Here is a 17865-nt window from a genome sequence, read left to right as displayed (position 1 = left end):
GGCCAGCTCTTCGAGCCGTTGCTGCGTCAGCGGTCTGTACGTGGTTTTTTTGTATTTCCATGTATCTATCCGGTCTGCGTACACCCGTGCTTTTAAAACTCATCGCACCCAAATTCGCCAGTGGAAACCCAGCCGACCTTATGTTGTATGGGGGATAGTGCTGGCTGGTGGACAGCGCGGAGTGCGCCGTAGAAGACAAGGGGTTCGGCATACTCCATTGAGATATGACGGAATCGCCACATGAAGGAGTTACGTTTTGTTATCAGTTGATAAGCGTTTATCTGAGTTGGAGCTCAACGATGTTTGGGGTGGCTTCAAACAGTTATTTCCCATTTCTTTCTTTGTCATTGTCTTCGGGGTGGCCTTTGGTCTTGCTGCCGCACAGACAGGACTGAATGATTCTTCGATTGTCATGATGAGCAGCCTGGTGTTTGCCGGGGCATCACAGTTTGCCGTGCTCAAACTGTGGGGAGACCAAGTGTCCCTTATTCCGTTGATTATCACGGTATTTGCCGTCAATGCCCGGCACCTTTTGATGGGGGCGACGTTATATCCCTGGCTGCGCGAACTACCGCGTGCGAAGCGTTACGGTGTGATGCTGGTTGTATCGGACGCCAATTGGGCAATGTCCATGCAGGCATTCAGTCGTGGTGAGCCGGGTCTGGGTCTTCTATTCGGTGGCGGCATTGCGCTTTGGTCAGCCTGGATATCAGGCAGTTGGCTGGGCCTGTATTTTGGCAGTGCGATTCACGATCCGGTGAGCTTGGGACTGGACATGGTGATGGGTTGCTTCCTGCTAGCCATGGTGGTCGGCGGGCAGAAAAACCTGCGTATGTTAATCATCTGGGTAGTAGCTGCCTGCTCATCACTATGGGCTTACTGGTACCTGCCTGAAAACACTCATGTAGTCGTAGGGGCATTAGCCGGCGGCATTCTGGGTGCTTTATGGATGGAGAAAAAAATTGAGCATTGAAACCACCGGCTTCGGCACACTCATCATTGTTTTGATAATGGCAGTGGTAACCCTTGCAACGCGTTGGGGCGGCATTTTTGTGATGTCATTCGTCCGCATTAATTATCGGGTACAGCTGTTCATCAGCGCCATGTCCGGGTCGGTGTTGGTGGCACTTCTTGCTCCGCTGGCGGTTGCTGGTGACAACGGTGCGCGACTAGCCTTGTTAACCACGGCGATCGTCATGCTGCTTCTCAAAAAACCCTTGCCAGCGATCGCGGCAGGCATAGTCGCAGCGGCCTTATTCAGGCAGCTATGAGTTAACTGTTTCGCTATTGGGCGCCTTGCAGCTACATCCGTTCTGCGAAAGCAGTCAAGCCTTGACCCAGCGTTGACGGCTCCAGCTGCTTAAACTATCGACGGCGAATACCAGTAACAGCATGGCCAGAATTACCGTGCTGGCTTGAGCTTCCTGGAACAGGCTGAGGCTGACATAGAGCATTTGCCCCAAACCACCGGCGCCGACGAAGCCGAGCACACTGGCCATGCGGATATTGTTTTCCCAGCGGTACAGGATGTAGGCCACTAGCTGTGGCCACAGGTTGGGCAGTGTGCCGTAACAGAACGCCCATACGGCATTGCCGCCCTGTAAGCGGATTGCTTCGGCGGGTTCTGGTGGGGTGTTTTCCAGTGCTTCGGCGAACAGCCGGCCGAGCACGCCGGTGGTGTGCAGGGCTAATGCCAGGGTGCCAGCGTTGGGGCCGAGTCCGGCGGCAAGGACCATCAGCGCGGCCCACACCAGTTCCGGAACCGCGCGCAAGGCGTTGAGCACCAGACGCGACGCGCTCTGCAGCGGCCAGCCGAAGCGCCCGGCCGCGGGCAATGCCAATAGCAGCCCGAGTACCGCCGCGAGCAGGGTGCCAAGGGCGGACATGGCAATGGTTTCCAGGGCGCCATGGCCGATGGCTTGCAGATGACCGGAGCTCAGGTCCGGGCTGAGAAAACGCTGCGCATAAGCGCCCATCTGCTTCAGGTTGCCGGCGCCGCCGAGCTCGCCGAGTTCGATGCCCAGGTAGATGAAAGAGGCGACGACCGCTGCACCGATGCAGAGGACCAGTACCAGGTTGAACAGGCGATTCATGCCAGCCTCCAGCGCAGCAGGCGGCTGAGTTGATCGGCGAGCAACACCAGTACGAGGAATGTCAGTAACAAACTGGCCACTTCACCGCCGGCGAACATGCGTAACGACAGATCCATTTGCTGGCCCAGACCGCCGGCACCGACGAAGCCCATCACCACCGAGGCGCGGATTGCGCATTCCCAGCGGTATACCGTGTATGACAGCAGCTCCGCAGCGACATTGGGCAGGATCCCGTAGAAGAAGGCTGGAAGCCGACCGCTGCCGGCCTGCAGGAGCGCGTGGGCCGGGCGCTGGTCGACCGACTCGAAAATTTCCGCGTAGACCTTGCCCAACATGCCGCTGTAGGTAATGGCAATGGCCAGTACCCCGGCAGTCGGGCCGAGGCCGACGGCGCGCACGAACAGCAGGGCCCAGACGATTTCCGGCACGCTGCGCAGGAAGATCAGTAAACCGCGTACAGGCCAACGCAGCAGTTGGCCCCAATAGCTCGGGTGGCCGGCACGGGAGGCAGCAGACAGCGACAGAGCACGACTGGCCAGCAGGCTGGCGGGGACTGCCAACAGCAACGCCAGGGCCATGCCGGCCGTGGCGATGGCCAGGGTCTGCAAGGTGGCTTGCAACAACAGCTCAATGAACTCCTCGCCATGGGCCGGTGGCCAGAAGGCTGATACAAACTTGCCCATCTCGCTCTGACTGTCACTTGCTACCAGTACGCCCAGGTCCAACTCGCTGTAGCGGATGCCAGGCCACAGCAGGGCAAGGGCCAGCAGGCTGAGCAGCAAGCGGGGGCGGGTGGCGGGATCTCGGGTATCGTGCGTCAGCATCGGGGAATCTGCACACTCAAGGGTGCCGGAGGAACCGGCGAGAATTGCAGCTGTTCGTTGGCGTAGAGCTTGTCGAGCAGCTCGCGGTCGACAGCGCTGGCCGCAAGGTCGAACAGGACCTGTCCATCACGTAAGCCGATGATCCGCGAAAAATGCGCCAGCGCCAGCTCCACCGCATGCAGGCTGGCAACCAGGGTGACGTTGTGCTCCCGGGCATGGCGGCAGAGCACCGAAAGCGTGTGCTCGGCCAACACTGGGTCCATGGCCGATACCGGCTCATCGGCCAGCAACACCTCGGGCGCTTGATACAACACGCGGGCAATGCCCACGCGCTGTAGCTGTCCACCGGACAGTTGCTGGCATTGCGCGAACAACTTGTCACTCAGGTCCAGCCTGGCCAATGCCGCGAGTGCGCCCGGAATATCCAGCGGATGCAGCAGGTTCAGCAGGCTCTTGCCCAGACCCCACTGACCGATCTTTCCGGCCAGAACTGCGGTAACCACGCGCTGGCGTGGTGGCAGGGGTGGCGACTGATGCACCAGACCGATGCGAGCGCGCAGACGCTGACGCTGACGTGCAGAAAGACGCCAGGCTCGCTCGCCGAGCACCTGCAGCTCGCCGCTACTCGGTCGCAGGGCGGTGGCCAGCAGGTTGAGCAGGCTCGACTTGCCTGCGCCGGACGGGCCGATGATGGCGACCTGTTCGCTTGCACCGATGTGCAGGTCCACGCCACGCAGCGCCTGGACGCCGTTGCCGTGGGTAAGGCTGACCTGGGTCAGATGCAAGGTCATTTGAGCAGTTCGGCGGCGCGTGCGGCTTCCTCGATACCCTTGTAGTTCTCAGGCTTGGTTTCGATGAATCGGCTGGCGGCCTGCAGATCCAGAATCTCCTTGTCCTTAGGGTTCGCCGGATCGAGAGCAATGAAGGCTGCCTTTATCTTGGCCGCCAGCGCTGGGTCGAGGGTCCCGCGCACAGTCCAGTTGTAGTCGTAGTAGGCCGGGGTGGTCGCAAACACTCTGACCTTGGTGGTGTCGACCTTGTCGGCGGCGACCAGTTTTTCCCACACGCTGGCGTTAAGTACCCCGGCGTCCACCTTGCCGGCCTGGACCCAGGCGACGGTAGCGTCATGGGCGCCGGAGTAGCCTACGCGACTGAAGTAGCTTTCCGGCTTGATGCCGTCCTGGAGCATGAAATAGCGCGGCATGAGGCTGCCTGAAGTGGAGGACACCGAGCCGAATGCAAAGGTCTTGCCCTTGAGATCGGCGAGGGACTTGACGGCTGGGTCGGCGGTGATGAACTTGCTGGTGAATTGGGCGTCCTGTTCGCGCTGTACCAGCGGTATGGCATTGCCGGTTTTCAGGCGTGCCTGCACGAACGTGAAGCCGCCCAGCCAGGCCAGGTCGATTCGGTCGGTGGCGAGCGCCTCGACCACGGCCGGATAGTCGCTCACGGGCACGAACTCGACCTTCATGCCCAATCGTTGTTCCAGATAGGTGCCAAGCGGCTTGAACTTGCGAAGCAGTTCGGTAGGGGCTTCATCGGGAATCGCGCTGACTTTCAGGGTGTCGGCGGCCTGCGCCAGCAGGTTGCAAAATGACAAAATCAATCCGACGGCCAATGCCAGGGGACGTTTGAACATGGAAGTTCTCCGGTACATTAACGCAAGAATGTCGAGGCGCCTGGCACAAGATGATTGCTGCATGGCGCTTCGTGAGGGTAGACGAAGCGGAGCGAAATTGACTGCTTTTGGCCCAATTGCTATCTGTCGCGAAGGGTGGCAATCGACCCTTGGCGGTCGGCATAGTGGTCGAAACGCCCGGCGATGGGGAAGTTGCACTGCGGACAGCGACCGCCTGCCGTCACCTGGTAGTGCAGGATGCGGTGCCAGTCTCGCACGATCAATGGCTCGCCGCAGCCCGGACAAGAAGTCGTGCCGCCCTCAGCATCATGCACATTGCCCGTGTAGGCATAGCGTAGCCCTTGTGCACAGGCTATCTGTCGGGCGCGGGTGAGCGTCGCCGCCGGAGTCGGCGGTGTGTCGAGCATCTTGAAATCGGGGTGGAAGGCGGTGAAGTGGATGGGCACGTCCGGCCCCAGCTCCTTGAACACCCAGGCGCACAGTGCGTCGATTTCATCATTCGAATCGTTGTAGCCCGGAATCAGCAAGGTGGTAATTTCAGTCCAGACCTCGGTTTCATGATGCAGATAGACCAGGGTATCCAGCACTGGCTGCAGATGCGCGCCGGTGAGTTTGAAATAGAAGTCGTCGGTAAAAGCCTTCAGGTCGACATTCGCCGCGTCCATCACCGCGAAGAATTCGCGCCGGGGCGCGTCGTGCACATAGCCCGCGGTCACTGCCACCGTCTTGATGCCGTGCGTATGGCAAGCGTTTGCTGTATCGATGGCGTATTCGGCAAAGATCACCGGATCGTTGTAGGTGAAGGCCACGCTGCTACAGCCCGACCTTTGCGCAGCCAGGGCTATCTGCTGCGGGCTGGCCTGATCCATCAGACGGTCCATGTCCCGCGATTTGCTGATATCCCAGTTCTGGCAAAACTTGCAGGCGAGATTGCAGCCCGCCGTGCCGAAGGAGAACACCGCCGAGCCGGGGAGGAAGTGGTTGAGCGGTTTCTTCTCGATAGGGTCGATGCAAAAGCCCGATGAGCGGCCGTAGGTGGTCAGCACCATTTGCCCGCCTTCGCGCATGCGCACGAAGCAGGCGCCGCGCTGTCCGTCCCGCAGCTTGCAGTCACGAGGACAGAGGTCGCACTGAATTCGGCCATCGGGCAGGTTGTGCCACCAGCGGCCCGAGTAATGTCCAGACAGGTCATTCATAGCCAGGCTCCTACCGCTTGCCGACTGTGTCGCACGCCAGACGGATATCCGTATGCCAGAAGTCGGCGGGCGCGTTTCAGCAGTGTGCGCTCCCCACTGGTGGTGGGAAGCTGCCGTTGAAAGGGTATTTCGCAACTATGTCATCGATAGGCAACCGAGGTCCCTGTGGTCTTCAGCGTTTCGATCGCACTCGATGTCGGTATCGGTGTTGATTTTACCTGATTCTGAAGGGAGGGTTCCCACGCTTGGGGAGTTCACCTCAGCGGCTACTGAGTGAAAAATAAAGGACCTGTGTTGGTAATTCGAGTCCGACTGCCTGCGCTGCTAGAATCCACGTATCAGTCCCAGTTTTGGAGAACCAGGATGATCAGCAAGAACATGATTTGTCTTTGGTACGAAGGCACCGCGTTGGACGCTGCGAAGTTCTACGCCGAGACGTTCTCGGACAGCGCTGTGGGAGCTGTCCATCGCGCGCCTGGCGACTATCCGGCGGGCAAGGAGGGCGATGTCTTGACGGTCGAGTTCACGGTGATGGGCATCCCTTGTCTCGGACTGAACGGGGGTCCGGTATTCAAGCACAACGAAGCTTTCTCGTTCCAGGTTGCGACCGACGACCAGGCCGAAACGGACCGCTTGTGGAACGCGATTGTCGGAAACGGCGGCGAGGAAAGTGTATGCGGCTGGTGCAAGGACAAGTGGGGCCTGTCGTGGCAGATCACTCCACGCGTTCTGACGGCTGCGATAACCAATCCTGATCGAGCGGCGGCCAAACGCGCGTTCGAAGCCATGATGGAGATGAGAAAGATCGACATCGCTGCGATCGAAGCGGCGCTGGAGCGTTAACCAGCGCTGCTGGGGTAGGGTGCTTGGACATGTCAGATGCTGGCCGGTGCTGAAGCCAGGCGCTGCACTGGAAAACTGTAGCCGGCAGCTTTCGGCCCAGAGTGTGTAAAAACGCGACCACGATCTTGCGAATGAGGAACGGAGCTATGTGTGTTGCCTAATGGAATTGCGAGCAAAGGTGCAGTACCTTGTATTTGTAACACCCTCGTGTCGCAATCCGGTTCAGGTTGAGAGGTGTATTTCATGAACAACATCGTCTACATCGTCGGGGCAGTTGTGATCGTCCTGTTTATTCTGTCGTTCATCGGGTTTGCATAGGTTCGAAGACCGTTATTCATCGTTTGTCTTCGATTTACCCTGACGTGGACGTCCGCCTCATCACCATTCCTTCGATGATGGCACGGGCGTCACCCGCCACACGACGTTGCCGAAATCGTCCGCAACCTGCTGTCGGTTAACGCGGCGTTTGCGCATGGCTGCCAAGCGCCGATTTCTGCCATTCACGACTGGCCACTTGGGCAGACGCTTACCATCACACCACCAGAAGCGGCTATAACAATGAGCGCGAGAAAACAGACCAACTGAACGCAAAAGAAGGTAAACCGAACCGCCACGAACGTATCGGTTTGCACATGGGATACGTGAACCAGAGACTGGCACACGCGAGCGATCAGGACGATTATGGACAAGTAGCTCACTGCAGGGCCGTCGATACCAAGGGCTGAAATCACCAACACGATGGCGCCAAAGACAGGCAGATTTTCCACACAGTTCGCGTGTGCTCTTGTCCCGCGCCGATACCAATCCTCGCCTTCGAGCTGATCGCTTCGGAAAGAGGCAATCGGAACATTCGAGAACAAGATTCTGACCCAACGATACACCCCGACGGTTGCCATCAACAGCAGCAAAGTCCAGGTCGCAAATCCAAGCAACATCCACATCGGTATTGTCATGGCTGCCAGCCTCGATAAATAATTTTCAGCACGTCATTCCACAACCGCGCGGTCGGTCGCGCCCTGTCGATCAATTGCTCATGATCGGTGCCAGTGCGGTCTGAATCAGGGACATCTGTGCGGGTGTTGTCATGCGCGTAAGCAGCCGGCCAAAGTGTGGATGCTGCACGCCCGAGATAATGTATTGCCAGCGGTAGGCGCTCAGCACGCAGGCGTTGATTTGCGCTGTCTCATCGACACTGAACGATCGTGAAACATTTCGAATAAAGTAGTCGGCATCGGATGCCGATTGTGCCTGCAGGATTGCGTCGACGGCCGCCACCAGCGCAATCAGATCGTTTACTGCCTGGTCGCACTCGGCTGGCGAGAGTTTCGCGTGCTCCGCCTTCCACTCCAGTTCATCGACTACGACGTGCCGGCTTTCATCCTTCCAGTGAAATTTGAAGACATCCTTGAATAGTGGGCACAACTCCTCGCGCGGGGCGATGCTTTGCGCGTAGTGCGCCTGAACAAACAGCTCGATATGACAGGTCAGCGCCAGCACCGACCAGGTGCTGGCCGCAAGTACCGCGCGCGCCACATCGTTTGGATCGGCAACTTGACGATATCCCGCTGGCAATTGCGAACCAATCATCGTTTCCATGCGCCGGAACAGCTCCTGGTGCTTGATCTCATCGTTAGAAAAGCGCACCAGCGCTTCGAGTGCGAGCTGATCGTCAAATACATGGGCCCGACCTTGATCGAGCATTTTGGCACTGATAAAACGCTCGACCAAGCCAAAGATATACGCATAGGTTCGACCCTGAATCTGACTGAGCAGGCGCGCCTCGTCCGCGGCGAGAAAGGTCAGGCGGTCGATCCTCGATAGTCCGTCGGGCAAGAATTTGCGCGAGAAGTCGAAGCTGCGGTCCTGTAGCAAATCGCGATCGATCTGCCATTCCGCTTTCTTCGAGGATCTGACAATTTGAGCATAACGGGCGGCGTTGCCCGAATCCGGGCCGGGTATGTTGGCGACGGTGTTCATATTGATCTCCTGCTTCCCTGGTCGAGTCGGGATAAGGCAATTACGGTTAACGTCGGAGCCAATGACCATTGGTGAAGCGTCTGGGGATCGTCTCGATCACTGACTCCACGTTGGTGCTAATCTAGGCCTCGCAGTTCAGGCGGTGAATGACCAGTGCGCCTGATTACATGCTCCGGACTCCGGAAAGGAGGGCTGGCAATTGTTGGATGCGCTTTCTGATGTCTTGCGTGTGATTCGGCTGTCTGGAGGGGTCTTCCTCGAGGCGGAGTTCACTGCGCCCTGGTGCATCAACGGAAGAATCTCTGCGGACGATTGCAAACCGTTCCTGGCGGCACCTCGACATATCATTGCGTCGCATTTTGTCGCGGCGGGGCACATGCAATTGCGAATCGACGATGGCGCCACCCTCGACGCACGGGCAGGCGAACTCATTCTGCTTCCTCGCAATGACGTTCATACTTTTGGCAGTGATCTAAGCATTGCGCCCATGTCGGCGCGCGAAGTTATTCAGCCGCCGGAAGTCGGCGGCATTTCACGAATCAAGTACGGCGGGGGCGGCGAGGCCACACAGTTATTGTGCGGATTCCTCGGCTCTGAAACACCGTTCAGTCCGTTGCTTTCGTCGCTGCCATCCTTATTGAAATTAGACGTGCGCGCGACGGCTTCGGGAGCCTGGATTGAAAGCTCATTCCGTTTCGCTGTCAGTGAGATCGCGGCAGGAAGCGTCGGTTCGACAACGGTCATCGCCAAGCTATCCGAATTGCTGTTCGTCGAAGCCGTCAGCCAGTATGTCGCGAACCTCCCCGCTGAACGGCGCGGATGGCTGGCGGGTTTGCGAGATCCGCATATCGGGCGTGCATTGGCGCTGCTCCATGCTCGTCCAACCGAGGGCTGGACTGCAGAAGCCCTGGCGCTTGAAGTGGGCATGTCGCGTTCGGTATTCGCGGAGCGATTCACGGCATTGGTCGGACAGCCACCGATGCAATACCTGACGCTCTGGCGTATGCACGTGGCGGCTCAACACCTGCGCGAAGGTCGCGGTAATGTGGCGCAAATTGGCTTTGCAGTTGGCTACGAATCCGAAGCCGCGTTCAGTCGTGCATTCAAGCGCCAGTTCGGCACATCACCCGGCACTTGGCGCAGACAATCAGCATGAGAAGGTCCGGTGCCGATGGACACATATTGCCTGGAAGAAAGTGCCAGGCTTTTTCGAGCGAACCCGGCAATCCAGTACTAAATAGCGACCTGCTGTCGTGGTAGATAGGGCGCAATATTCCCCATGGCACGCAGAACGTAGTCGTCTTTCTCGCCGACCGGTGCGACGTAGTGCAGGGCGCTCCGCGCGGCTTCTATTCCTTCCAGGCGAGCAATAACCCATGCCGCGAGATAATGAGAGGCGAGGCATCCACCCGCAGTCGCGATGTTTGCGCTCGCGAAAAAGGGCTGGTTCAGTACGGTGATGCCAGCTTCCTCAGCCCAGGGTTTTGTCGTCAGATCGGTACATGCGGGCACGCCTTGGAGCAAGCCCAGTTTCGCCAAAACCAGCGTTCCCGAGCATTGAGCACCAAGAAGCTGTCTCGACGGATCAAGCTTCAGTTGGGCCATCAGGGCAGGGTCAGCCACTACTTCCCGAGTCCGCCGGCCACTCCCGACGATGACGGCGTCCGCTTCACTTGCTTCTTGCAGAGTGACGTGTGACTCGATCACAAGCCCATTCATGGATCGAACCCTGGCCGTAGGGCTGGCAATAGAGACTCGCCACCCAGGCCTGCTGACACGGTTCAGAACGCCAAGGGCGATAAGGGAATCGAGCTCGTTAAAACCTTCGAAAGTCAGAATTGCGATATGCATACTCTTCTCCCTGTGCAATTGGGTTCAGGAGTCAATATTGCTTGTAGAGAGGCACTTGCCGCTGAAGCCGGTATGCACACGGTGACTTGAGGGTTCAACGTCCAGGGCGGCAGTTGATGCAAGTCTACCCGGATATTTTCACGGCTCATCAAAGGGTGGCTATCACGTAGTGCCTCGAGCCGAAGAGTATCAGGAAAGCTGATATGTCCAACAGCAACAAGAGAAACGGTGTCAGACCACGGTTCGAGTGTCTTCTCGGCTAGTGGCCCAGCTTGCGCTTGAGTTCGGCCTCGCTCATAACGCCGCTGAACGGGCCGCCCGGCAAACCTTCATTAGCCCGCGCCAGCGGTAGAAGTACCGGTACAAATCCGGCGTCGCGCACCAACCGGGCGCCCAGGTCCCGGGCCTGGGGGTCGTCGGCGAAGGTTGGAATCGCCTTGTCTTTGCCAGACTGGCTTTTCATTGATGCGTAGCCTATGGCGTTGAACGCCCGCACCAGGTGCACACCGGGCAGGTACTGCTGGTCCGCCAAGGCTACTCCCTGATCCAGCGCCTTGCGCCCGACGTCTGCGTCACGGTCGCTGAATGGGTTGCTGGTGCTGAGCACCACCTTGCCGTCCAGCTTGCCCTTCAGCTGTTCGGACAGCGCCGGCATTGCCTTGTAGGGAACACTCAACACGATCACATCGCCCCATGCCGCGGCATCGCTTACCGTGCCCGCCCGAGCGTTTGGGCCGGCAGTCTTGACCAGGTCCGCCAGCTCCTCGGGGTGGCGTGACGAAAACATCACAGAGTGGCCAGCCTTTACCCATAGCGTGCCAAGCGTACCGCCGACGTTACCGGCGCCGATCACGCTGATCTTGAGGGTGTCCGCCATAGCTTGGCTGGTGCACAGGACCAGGCCGGCGAACGCTAGAAAGAGGGTTCCGGACATGAGCTGCGCTCCTGGGTTGGACAAATGGTTTTGTAACTACCGTAGTCGAGCCTGCGCCTAAACGAAAGGCGCGTACGGGGGCAGCGGACATTAGCTGACCCCCCAGCGCCAACTGCACCGACGACCTGGCCCCGGATGGCCACTCTCGACCCCAAAACGGACATTGGCGATGGGAAACTCAGTATCGCGAACACTGCGCACAATCGGATTTACATCGCTGCCGCAAAGGACAGCCAGCTTTCGACCGGTTGACTCGCAGGGTGTGCGGTCAAGATATCGATTTTATACGCACGCATTTGTCGAGTCTGACATCGTCACACAGTTTTGTACGCTGGGACGTTCCTGCATTCTCGCGTGCCATGCTTGCAGCGCCTCGCACCCGGCAGGCACGGCGAGATCGACGAGCCTTGCGAATATCAAACCGCCGATCACCGTGATGTCGGCCATTGAGAAGGCATCTCCCGCGATGAACGGCTGTGTTTTCAGAACAGAATCGAAATAGTACAAGGAATTCCTCGTGGGTAAAGCCTTGGAAATCGGTGGAAGTTGAAAGCTCTCGCCAGTGGGAAAGCTGCGCCGCAACGAAAGCGAGCTTGTCTTCGACGATTTGCACCGCATCTGCGCCGGCGACGAACCGCAGCGGCGGTTCGTCCTGCGCGACCAGCTTCACGACCGCAAGGCCGAGCTTGTCCGGATCACCGATTTGCCGGTGATTGCGCGCTTCGAACACCGCCAGGGCCTTGGTGCGGAATTCGCTGTAGTCATCCAGTGCGCGAGTGCCCATTTCCAGCATGCGGCTGTCCAGAAAGTCGGTCCGAAAAGCCCCTGGTTCAACCAGCGTGAGCTTGATGCCGAAACTGGCGATTTCCTGGGCCAGGGATTCGGAAAAGCCTTCGATGGCGAACTTGCTCGCCGAGTACATCGAGGCCCCGCAGACGCCTTTGAAACCACCGTTCGACGACATATTGATGACATGCCCGGAACGTTGTTTGCGCATCACCGGCAGCACGGCGCGGGTCACATTGAACGTGCCGAACACATTGGTTGCGAACTGTCGCTCGATGGCCTGGGGCTCGACTTCCTCGAAGGGGCCGAACTGGCCATAACCGGCGTTATTGACCAGTACATCGATACGACCGAATTGCTGGAGGGCGGCCTCGACCACCGATTCGGCCTGTGCGGCATCTCGAATATCCAGCATGACGACAAGGGCCTGGCCTTCATAGCCTCAGTAGACTTGTTCCAGTCGAGCGAGGTCCAGGTCAGTGGCAATGACTGAGTCACCATTGTTCAGTGCGGCCTTGGCAATACCCGCACCCAAGCCGCTGGCGCTGCCCGTCACCAGCCAGACACGTTCAGGAGTTGGTTGGCTCATAGCGGCATTTCGGTTTTGATCCAGTTCAGAATCGAACTGTGACGTGGCGCCCAGCCAAGTTCTGCTCGTGCGCGTTTGGCGATCACTCGGCTGTTAGTCCCGAAGGTGTAATGCGAGTGCATTTCGCCCCAGTGTTTAGCCGCTTCTTCCACTGGCCATGACTGCACCGGGCCAAGTCCCATGCGTTCGGCAAGCGCCGCGCCGATCTCGGCGAATGAAGCTTCACCGTTTTCGATGAAATAAAACGCACCGGCCGGGGCTTTTTGCAGCGCCAGCAGGAACAACTCTGCAACGTCTTCGATGTGCACGTTGGACCAGCTATTGACGCCTGTGCCGACAATACGTACCACACCGGTTTCACGAGCGCGGGCTATCAGGGCGGTTATTTCAATTTGCTTTGGCCTTCCGGTCGCCAAGTGACGCCGAAGCTGCGGGCTTTCATTGATTTTTTTACGGCGCATATGCCACTGACTCGTTAAGCAAACCCACCCCGCTCGACCTGTTCTACGGATCTTCCAGGAGGACCGCGAGCGTCATCCCCATGTGCGAAATCTTTAATGGGGTCATCCAAGTCCGTTCCCAGAGGTTTCGGACTTTAAGTGAGCGGCATTGGGTTATGCCTTGATTACCGTGACGGGTCAGTCGGCCTGAAAGGTTTCGCGATAGGCGTATAGCCCCGGCGTGCCGCCGGTCATCACGAACAGCACATTTCGCCGGCACTGTAGCGACCCTGGCGCAGGTCGGCCAGCAGGCCAGCGAAGGCCTTGCCGGAATACACCGGATCAATCAATAAGCCTTCGGTCCGAGCCATCAGGCGCACGGCTTCCTGCATGGCTGAGGTTGGCAGGCCGTAACCATCGCCTAGCTGACTGCCATCCACCACGATCTCGCTGGCCTGCACCGAGCCGCCACCCAGCAGTGCCAGTGCGTCCTGGGTCAGTTGCAATGTTCGGGCGGCGCAGGTGTCACGGTCTGCCAGCACCGAGTACGACTTGACCGTCGCTGCGCCTCGCCCCAGTAGCTGGAAACCGGCGGCTAGACCGGCGTGGGTGCCAGCGCTGCCGTTAGGCACGATCACCTTCTTGAACGCTACGCCCAGTAGCGCCTCCTGCTGAACGATCTCCGCCGCGCAACGGGTATAACCCAGAGCTCCCAGCGGGGTCGATCCGCCGGTTGGAATGACTAGCACCTTGCGTCCCGATTCCCGTAGCTGTGTCGCGCGAATCTGCGCCATGTCCAGAGAGTCGCTGCCGCCAGCGAGCACTTGGATCTGCGCGCCGAACAACTGGTCCAGCAGCACGTTGCCATTGAGTTCGTAGTCGACTTCGGGTTTCGGCACTGAGCGGGTCAGAATCAGTTCGCAGGCCAGGTCCAGGCGCGCGCACACCGCAGCGGTCAGTCGGGCATGGTTGGATTGCAATCCACCGATGGTGATGACGGTGTCGACCCCGGCCTTGAGCGCGGCGCCGAGATGGAATTCCAGCTTGCGCAGTTTGTTGCCACCACCGCCAATCAGCATATGATCGTCACGCTTGAGGTAAATCCCGACACCTTCAATACCGAGCACTCGCTCAAGGCGTTCGGCGCGCTGAATGGGCGTCGGACCCTGCAACAGATCTGCACGTGCAAAATGCTCCATTGCCTTTTCCAATACGGATTGCATCACTACGACCTCGTTGGTCACTGTTATATAAAGTGACTCTAGGGGCAAAGTCCCCGGCAATAAACCCATCGGCGGTTCGGACTTATAGAACTTTAAGTTTGTAATAAGCAAAATACAGCGGTTATCCGTTTTCTTTTCTCAAGGGCAGTGCGGTTTTATAGCGGACCTGCTTCAACGACAGACTGGAACGAATTTTTTCTACTTCCTGCATAGGCGACAGTCGCTCGATTATGAAATGCTCCAACGCCTGCATGTCTGCCATCACCACGCGAATCAAATAGTCGGCATCACCGGTCATCAGATAGCACTCCATTACCTCGTCGCATTCGCAGATCTTGCGCTCGAAATTCTGCAAAGACTGCCGGCCTTGCTGCTTGAGGCTGATGGAGATGAAAACATTCAAACGCAGACCCAGTGCCTCGGGCGCCAGCAGTGCCACGTACTCGCGAATGCAACCGGATGCCTCCAGCGCCTTGACCCGAGCCAGGCACGGGGAGGGCGAGAGATGAACCCGCTTGGCCAGCTCCACATTTGACAGGCTGCTGTCCGTTTGCAGCTCTCTAAGGATCTTCAGGTCAATACTGTCGAAGTTCATTGTGCTTCTACTTTTAGTATAGAAAGTGTTTTATGCCGCCAATGATCGAAGTTGGTCTGTATAACGGTCAAAAAAGCTGCGGGTCTCGGCATAGACTATTAAAAAAGCGAGGAGGTGCCAATGAGCCGTTTCGATTCCAGTCATCCCGATACAACCCCTGCCCCCCTGACTCAGAATGATCTCGATGAGCTGCGCGAATGGCGTGAAGCCCTGGAGTCGCTGGTGGCCACCCGCGGCCCCGAGCATGCGCGCCGGTTGCTCGACCAATTGGCTGAGGCGGCCCGTGATCCGGCCGTTGGTTGGCAGCCGAGCCGAGGCACGTCTTATGTCAACAGCATCCCTCTGACGCAGCAACCACTGTTCCCCGGTGATCTCGCCACGGAAGAACGCCTTGCTTCGATCATGCGCTGGAATGCTTTGGTCATGGTAGTCCGGGCTAACCGGGCCTATGGCGAACTCGGCGGCCATATCGCCAGTTACACCAGCGCGGCGGATCTGTTCGAGGTCGGCTTTAACCATTTTTTCCGGGCGCGTAACGACGTCTTTGACGGTGATCTGGTGTTCTTCCAGCCGCATTCGGCACCGGGCATCTATGCTCGCGCCTTCCTCGAAGGGCGATTGAGCGAAACCGATCTCGAGCACTATCGCCAGGAAATCACCGCGCGAAAAACCGGTGCCCAAGGGCTGTCGAGCTATCCGCACCCATGGTTGATGCCGGACTTCTGGCAGTTCCCCACCGGTTCGATGGGCATCGGCCCGATCAGCTCGATTTTCCAGGCGCGCTTCATGCGCTATTTGCAGCACCGTGGCCTGCAAGACACAACTGACCGGCACGTCTGGGGGGTGTTCGGCGATGGCGAGATGGACGAGCCGGAAAGCATGTCGGCGCTGACCCTGGCCGCCCGCGAAGGACTGGATAATCTGACGTGGGTGGTCAACTGTAACTTGCAGCGGCTTGACGGTCCGGTGCGCGGCAACGGGCGGATCATCGACGAACTGGAAGCGTTGTTCAGCGGTGCCGGATGGAACGTGATCAAAGTGGTCTGGGGTTCGGACTGGGACGCGCTGCTGGCCAAGGACGAGGATGGCGCGCTGGTGCGCACCTTGTCGCAGACCGTCGACGGTCAATTCCAGACTTTCGCCGCCAAGGATGGCGCCTATAACCGCGAGCATTTCTTCGGCCAAAGCGCATCACTGGCGCGGCTGGCCCACGGCTTGAGCGATGAGCAGATCGACCGCCTCAAACGTGGCGGCCACGACATTATCAAAATCTACGCCGCCTACCTTGCAGCCAGCCTGAAAGAGGGCAAGCCGACGGTGATCCTTGCCCAGACCAAAAAGGGTTTCGGTATGGGCGAAGCCGGGCAGGGCAAGATGACCACGCATCAGCAGAAGAAGCTCGACCGCGAAGCGTTGATCGCTTTCCGCAATCGCTTTCAGTTGCCGCTGTCGGATGAGCAGGTCGAGTCGTTGAGCTTTTTCAAACCGGCTGACGACAGCCTCGAAATGCGCTACCTGCATCAGCGGCGTCAGTCTCTTGGTGGTTACATGCCGGTGCGCAACCGCACGGCCGCCACGGTGCCGGTGCCTCCGATTGCAAGCTATGCCAGCTTCGCCACTCAGGCCGAGGGCAAGGAAATGTCCACCACCATGGCCTTCGTGCGGATGCTCAGCAACCTGCTGAAGGACAAGCAATTGGGCCCGCGCATTGTGCCGATTGTCGCCGACGAAGCACGCACCTTTGGTATGGCCAACCTGTTCAAGCAGATCGGCATCTACTCCAGCGTCGGCCAGCGTTACGAGCCCGAAGACATCGGCTCGATCCTCAGCTACCGCGAAGCCACCGACGGGCAAATTCTCGAAGAAGGCATTAGCGAAGCCAGCGCCATCAGTTCCTGGGTTGCCGCCGCCACCAGCTATTCGGCCCACGGCCTGCGTATGTTGCCGTTCTACATCTACTATTCGATGTTCGGCTTCCAGCGGGTCGGCGACCTGATCTGGGCCGCTGCTGACCAACGCTCCCGTGGCTTCCTGCTGGGCGCCACGGCTGGGCGTACCACTCTCGGCGGTGAAGGCTTGCAGCATCAGGACGGCACCAGTCACCTGATCGCCGCCACTGTACCCAACTGTCGCGCCTACGATCCGGCGTTCGCCGGCGAGTTCGCGGTGATTCTCGACCACGGCATGCGCCAGATGCTCGAACAGGAAGTCGACGAGTTCTACTACGTGACCCTGATGAATGAAAACTACCCGCAACCGACCCTGTCTGAAGGGGTTGAGCAGGCGATCATTCGCGGCATGTACTGCTTCGTTAAGCAGCAACCGGCTACTCCGAAAGGCAAGGTGCGCTTGCTCGGCTCGGGCACTATCCTGCGCGAAGCCCTGGCCGCCGCCGAGTTGCTGGCCAACGATTGGCAGATTGCGAGCGAGGTGTGGAGCGTCACCAGTTTCAGCGAACTGGCTCGCGATGCGCGGGAGGTCGAGCGCTGGAACCGGTTGCATCCGCAAGCCGACGTCCGCGCCAGCTATCTTGGCGAATGCCTGCCCAGCGGCGCGCCGGTGGTGGCAGTGTCTGACTACGTGCGCGCGTTGCCGCAACTGATCGGCTCGTACCTTCAATCACGCTATACCGTACTCGGCACCGATGGGTTTGGGCGAAGCGATACCCGTGCGGCCCTGCGCGACTTTTTCGAAGTCGATCGCCATCACATTGTGTTGGCAGCCCTCGCTACCCTTGCCGACGAAGGCACGATTGATCGACAACTATGCGCCGAGGCGATCAAGCGCTATGGCCTGGACAGTGACAGCCAGGCCTCGTGGACCTGCTGACATGTACCTGCTTTTTTCGGCATCGCATCCTGCCCGATGATGTTTG

At 58.8% G+C, this 17865-nt stretch carries 17 protein-coding genes and 3 pseudogenes; 5 read left to right on the top strand and 15 right to left on the bottom strand.

Annotated elements, in window-relative coordinates:
• Positions 1-256 precede the first annotated feature (256 nt).
• On the top strand, positions 257-973 hold the full coding sequence (locus ACA064_RS18690) for an AzlC family ABC transporter permease (RefSeq protein WP_497669453.1): 717 nt from the start codon (positions 257-259) through the stop codon (positions 971-973).
• A complete protein-coding gene (locus ACA064_RS18685) occupies positions 963-1271 on the top strand; it encodes an AzlD family protein (protein ID WP_497669452.1) in 309 nt (102 codons plus the stop codon). Before ACA064_RS18690 ends, ACA064_RS18685 begins: the two co-directional genes overlap by 11 nt.
• Before the next feature lie 54 nt (positions 1272-1325).
• On the opposite strand, the gene phnE is transcribed toward ACA064_RS18685, so the two are convergent.
• The 5 genes from phnE to amrS form a co-directional block, all read right to left on the bottom strand.
• Positions 1326-2093 (bottom strand): phosphonate ABC transporter, permease protein PhnE, encoded by a 768-nt coding sequence (gene phnE / locus ACA064_RS18680; protein WP_497669451.1) that lies wholly within the window; start codon positions 2091-2093, stop codon positions 1326-1328.
• Complete coding sequence (locus ACA064_RS18675) at positions 2090-2917, bottom strand: PhnE/PtxC family ABC transporter permease (protein ID WP_497669450.1); 828 nt, start codon at positions 2915-2917, stop codon at positions 2090-2092. The genes phnE and ACA064_RS18675 overlap by 4 nt, the downstream gene beginning before the upstream one ends.
• Positions 2911-3708 carry a phosphonate ABC transporter ATP-binding protein gene (locus ACA064_RS18670; protein WP_497669449.1) on the bottom strand — a complete coding sequence of 266 codons (798 nt, stop codon included), beginning with the start codon at positions 3706-3708 and terminating at the stop codon, positions 2911-2913. The genes ACA064_RS18675 and ACA064_RS18670 overlap by 7 nt, the downstream gene beginning before the upstream one ends.
• Positions 3705-4556, bottom strand: a complete 852-nt coding sequence (locus tag ACA064_RS18665) for a putative selenate ABC transporter substrate-binding protein (RefSeq protein ID WP_497669448.1) — start codon at positions 4554-4556, stop codon at positions 3705-3707. The genes ACA064_RS18670 and ACA064_RS18665 overlap by 4 nt, the downstream gene beginning before the upstream one ends.
• A gap of 119 nt (positions 4557-4675) precedes the next feature.
• Positions 4676-5752 carry an AmmeMemoRadiSam system radical SAM enzyme gene (gene amrS, locus ACA064_RS18660; protein ID WP_497669447.1) on the bottom strand — a complete coding sequence of 359 codons (1077 nt, stop codon included), beginning with the start codon at positions 5750-5752 and terminating at the stop codon, positions 4676-4678.
• 363 nt (positions 5753-6115) lie between these two features.
• On the opposite strand from amrS, the gene ACA064_RS18655 reads away from it, so the two are divergent.
• Complete coding sequence (locus ACA064_RS18655) at positions 6116-6595, top strand: VOC family protein (RefSeq protein WP_497669446.1); 480 nt, start codon at positions 6116-6118, stop codon at positions 6593-6595.
• Between the two features lie 500 nt (positions 6596-7095).
• On the opposite strand, the gene ACA064_RS18650 is transcribed toward ACA064_RS18655, so the two are convergent.
• Both ACA064_RS18650 and ACA064_RS18645 read right to left on the bottom strand, forming a co-directional pair.
• Positions 7096-7548, bottom strand: a complete 453-nt coding sequence (locus ACA064_RS18650; RefSeq protein ID WP_497669445.1) for an MAPEG family protein — start codon at positions 7546-7548, stop codon at positions 7096-7098.
• 70 nt (positions 7549-7618) lie between these two features.
• The gene (locus tag ACA064_RS18645; protein ID WP_497669444.1) at positions 7619-8572 is read right to left on the bottom strand and encodes a diiron oxygenase; all 954 of its coding nucleotides are present in this window, start codon (positions 8570-8572) and stop codon (positions 7619-7621) included.
• A gap of 199 nt (positions 8573-8771) precedes the next feature.
• Here ACA064_RS18645 and ACA064_RS18640 point away from each other — a divergent pair, with 199 nt between their 5' ends.
• Positions 8772-9728: an AraC family transcriptional regulator gene (locus ACA064_RS18640; RefSeq protein ID WP_497669443.1), complete on the top strand. Its 957-nt coding sequence runs from the start codon at positions 8772-8774 to the stop codon at positions 9726-9728.
• A 77-nt stretch (positions 9729-9805) separates the two neighbouring features.
• Here the strand turns inward: ACA064_RS18640 and ACA064_RS18635 are convergent, their stop codons facing one another.
• The 8 genes and pseudogenes from ACA064_RS18635 to ACA064_RS18600 all read right to left on the bottom strand — a co-directional run bounded on the left by ACA064_RS18635 (position 9806) and on the right by ACA064_RS18600 (position 14990).
• Positions 9806-10423 (bottom strand): DJ-1/PfpI family protein, encoded by a 618-nt coding sequence (locus ACA064_RS18635; RefSeq protein WP_497669442.1) that lies wholly within the window; start codon positions 10421-10423, stop codon positions 9806-9808.
• A 259-nt stretch (positions 10424-10682) separates the two neighbouring features.
• The gene (locus ACA064_RS18630; RefSeq protein ID WP_497669441.1) at positions 10683-11357 is read right to left on the bottom strand and encodes an NADPH-dependent F420 reductase; all 675 of its coding nucleotides are present in this window, start codon (positions 11355-11357) and stop codon (positions 10683-10685) included.
• A 282-nt stretch (positions 11358-11639) separates the two neighbouring features.
• Positions 11640-11858 (bottom strand): annotated as a pseudogene (locus tag ACA064_RS18625) (glutathione binding-like protein); the annotation flags it as partial.
• A 307-nt stretch (positions 11859-12165) separates the two neighbouring features.
• Positions 12166-12564: pseudogene (locus tag ACA064_RS18620) on the bottom strand (SDR family NAD(P)-dependent oxidoreductase); the annotation flags it as partial.
• Between the two features lie 21 nt (positions 12565-12585).
• The gene (locus ACA064_RS18615; RefSeq protein WP_497669440.1) at positions 12586-12732 is read right to left on the bottom strand and encodes a hypothetical protein; all 147 of its coding nucleotides are present in this window, start codon (positions 12730-12732) and stop codon (positions 12586-12588) included.
• Positions 12729-13193, bottom strand: a complete 465-nt coding sequence (locus ACA064_RS18610) for an NAD-dependent epimerase/dehydratase family protein (protein WP_497669439.1) — start codon at positions 13191-13193, stop codon at positions 12729-12731. Before ACA064_RS18610 ends, ACA064_RS18615 begins: the two co-directional genes overlap by 4 nt.
• 177 nt (positions 13194-13370) lie before the next feature.
• A pseudogene (locus ACA064_RS18605) lies at positions 13371-14395 on the bottom strand (D-cysteine desulfhydrase family protein).
• 121 nt (positions 14396-14516) lie between these two features.
• Complete coding sequence (locus ACA064_RS18600) at positions 14517-14990, bottom strand: Lrp/AsnC family transcriptional regulator (RefSeq protein WP_497669438.1); 474 nt, start codon at positions 14988-14990, stop codon at positions 14517-14519.
• A 120-nt stretch (positions 14991-15110) separates the two neighbouring features.
• Here ACA064_RS18600 and mdeB point away from each other — a divergent pair, with 120 nt between their 5' ends.
• Positions 15111-17819 carry an alpha-ketoglutarate dehydrogenase gene (gene mdeB / locus ACA064_RS18595; RefSeq protein WP_497669437.1) on the top strand — a complete coding sequence of 903 codons (2709 nt, stop codon included), beginning with the start codon at positions 15111-15113 and terminating at the stop codon, positions 17817-17819.
• The last annotated feature ends 46 nt before the right edge of the window (positions 17820-17865 follow it).

It is taken from the genome of Pseudomonas sp. LBUM1658 (assembly GCF_059716055.1).
The sequence above is the reverse complement of the archived record's forward strand: the minus strand, read 5'-3'. Positions and strand labels throughout refer to the sequence as shown.

Bases quoted from the DNA above. Each gene is read 5' to 3' on its own strand.
- phnE (WP_497669451.1), bottom strand. From the start codon at position 2,093: ATGAATCGCCTGTTCAACCTGGTACTGGTCCTCTGCATCGGTGCAGCG.
- ACA064_RS18675 (WP_497669450.1), bottom strand. From the start codon at position 2,917: ATGCTGACGCACGATACCCGAGATCCCGCCACCCGCCCCCGCTTGCTG.
- ACA064_RS18670 (WP_497669449.1), bottom strand. From the start codon at position 3,708: ATGACCTTGCATCTGACCCAGGTCAGCCTTACCCACGGCAACGGCGTC.
- ACA064_RS18665 (WP_497669448.1), bottom strand. From the start codon at position 4,556: ATGTTCAAACGTCCCCTGGCATTGGCCGTCGGATTGATTTTGTCATTT.
- amrS (WP_497669447.1), bottom strand. From the start codon at position 5,752: ATGAATGACCTGTCTGGACATTACTCGGGCCGCTGGTGGCACAACCTG.
- ACA064_RS18655 (WP_497669446.1), top strand. From the start codon at position 6,116: ATGATCAGCAAGAACATGATTTGTCTTTGGTACGAAGGCACCGCGTTG.
- ACA064_RS18650 (WP_497669445.1), bottom strand. From the start codon at position 7,548: ATGACAATACCGATGTGGATGTTGCTTGGATTTGCGACCTGGACTTTG.
- ACA064_RS18645 (WP_497669444.1), bottom strand. From the start codon at position 8,572: ATGAACACCGTCGCCAACATACCCGGCCCGGATTCGGGCAACGCCGCC.
- ACA064_RS18635 (WP_497669442.1), bottom strand. From the start codon at position 10,423: ATGCATATCGCAATTCTGACTTTCGAAGGTTTTAACGAGCTCGATTCC.
- ACA064_RS18630 (WP_497669441.1), bottom strand. From the start codon at position 11,357: ATGTCCGGAACCCTCTTTCTAGCGTTCGCCGGCCTGGTCCTGTGCACC.
- ACA064_RS18615 (WP_497669440.1), bottom strand. From the start codon at position 12,732: ATGAGCCAACCAACTCCTGAACGTGTCTGGCTGGTGACGGGCAGCGCC.
- ACA064_RS18610 (WP_497669439.1), bottom strand. From the start codon at position 13,193: ATGCGCCGTAAAAAAATCAATGAAAGCCCGCAGCTTCGGCGTCACTTG.
- ACA064_RS18600 (WP_497669438.1), bottom strand. From the start codon at position 14,990: ATGAACTTCGACAGTATTGACCTGAAGATCCTTAGAGAGCTGCAAACG.
- mdeB (WP_497669437.1), top strand. From the start codon at position 15,111: ATGAGCCGTTTCGATTCCAGTCATCCCGATACAACCCCTGCCCCCCTG.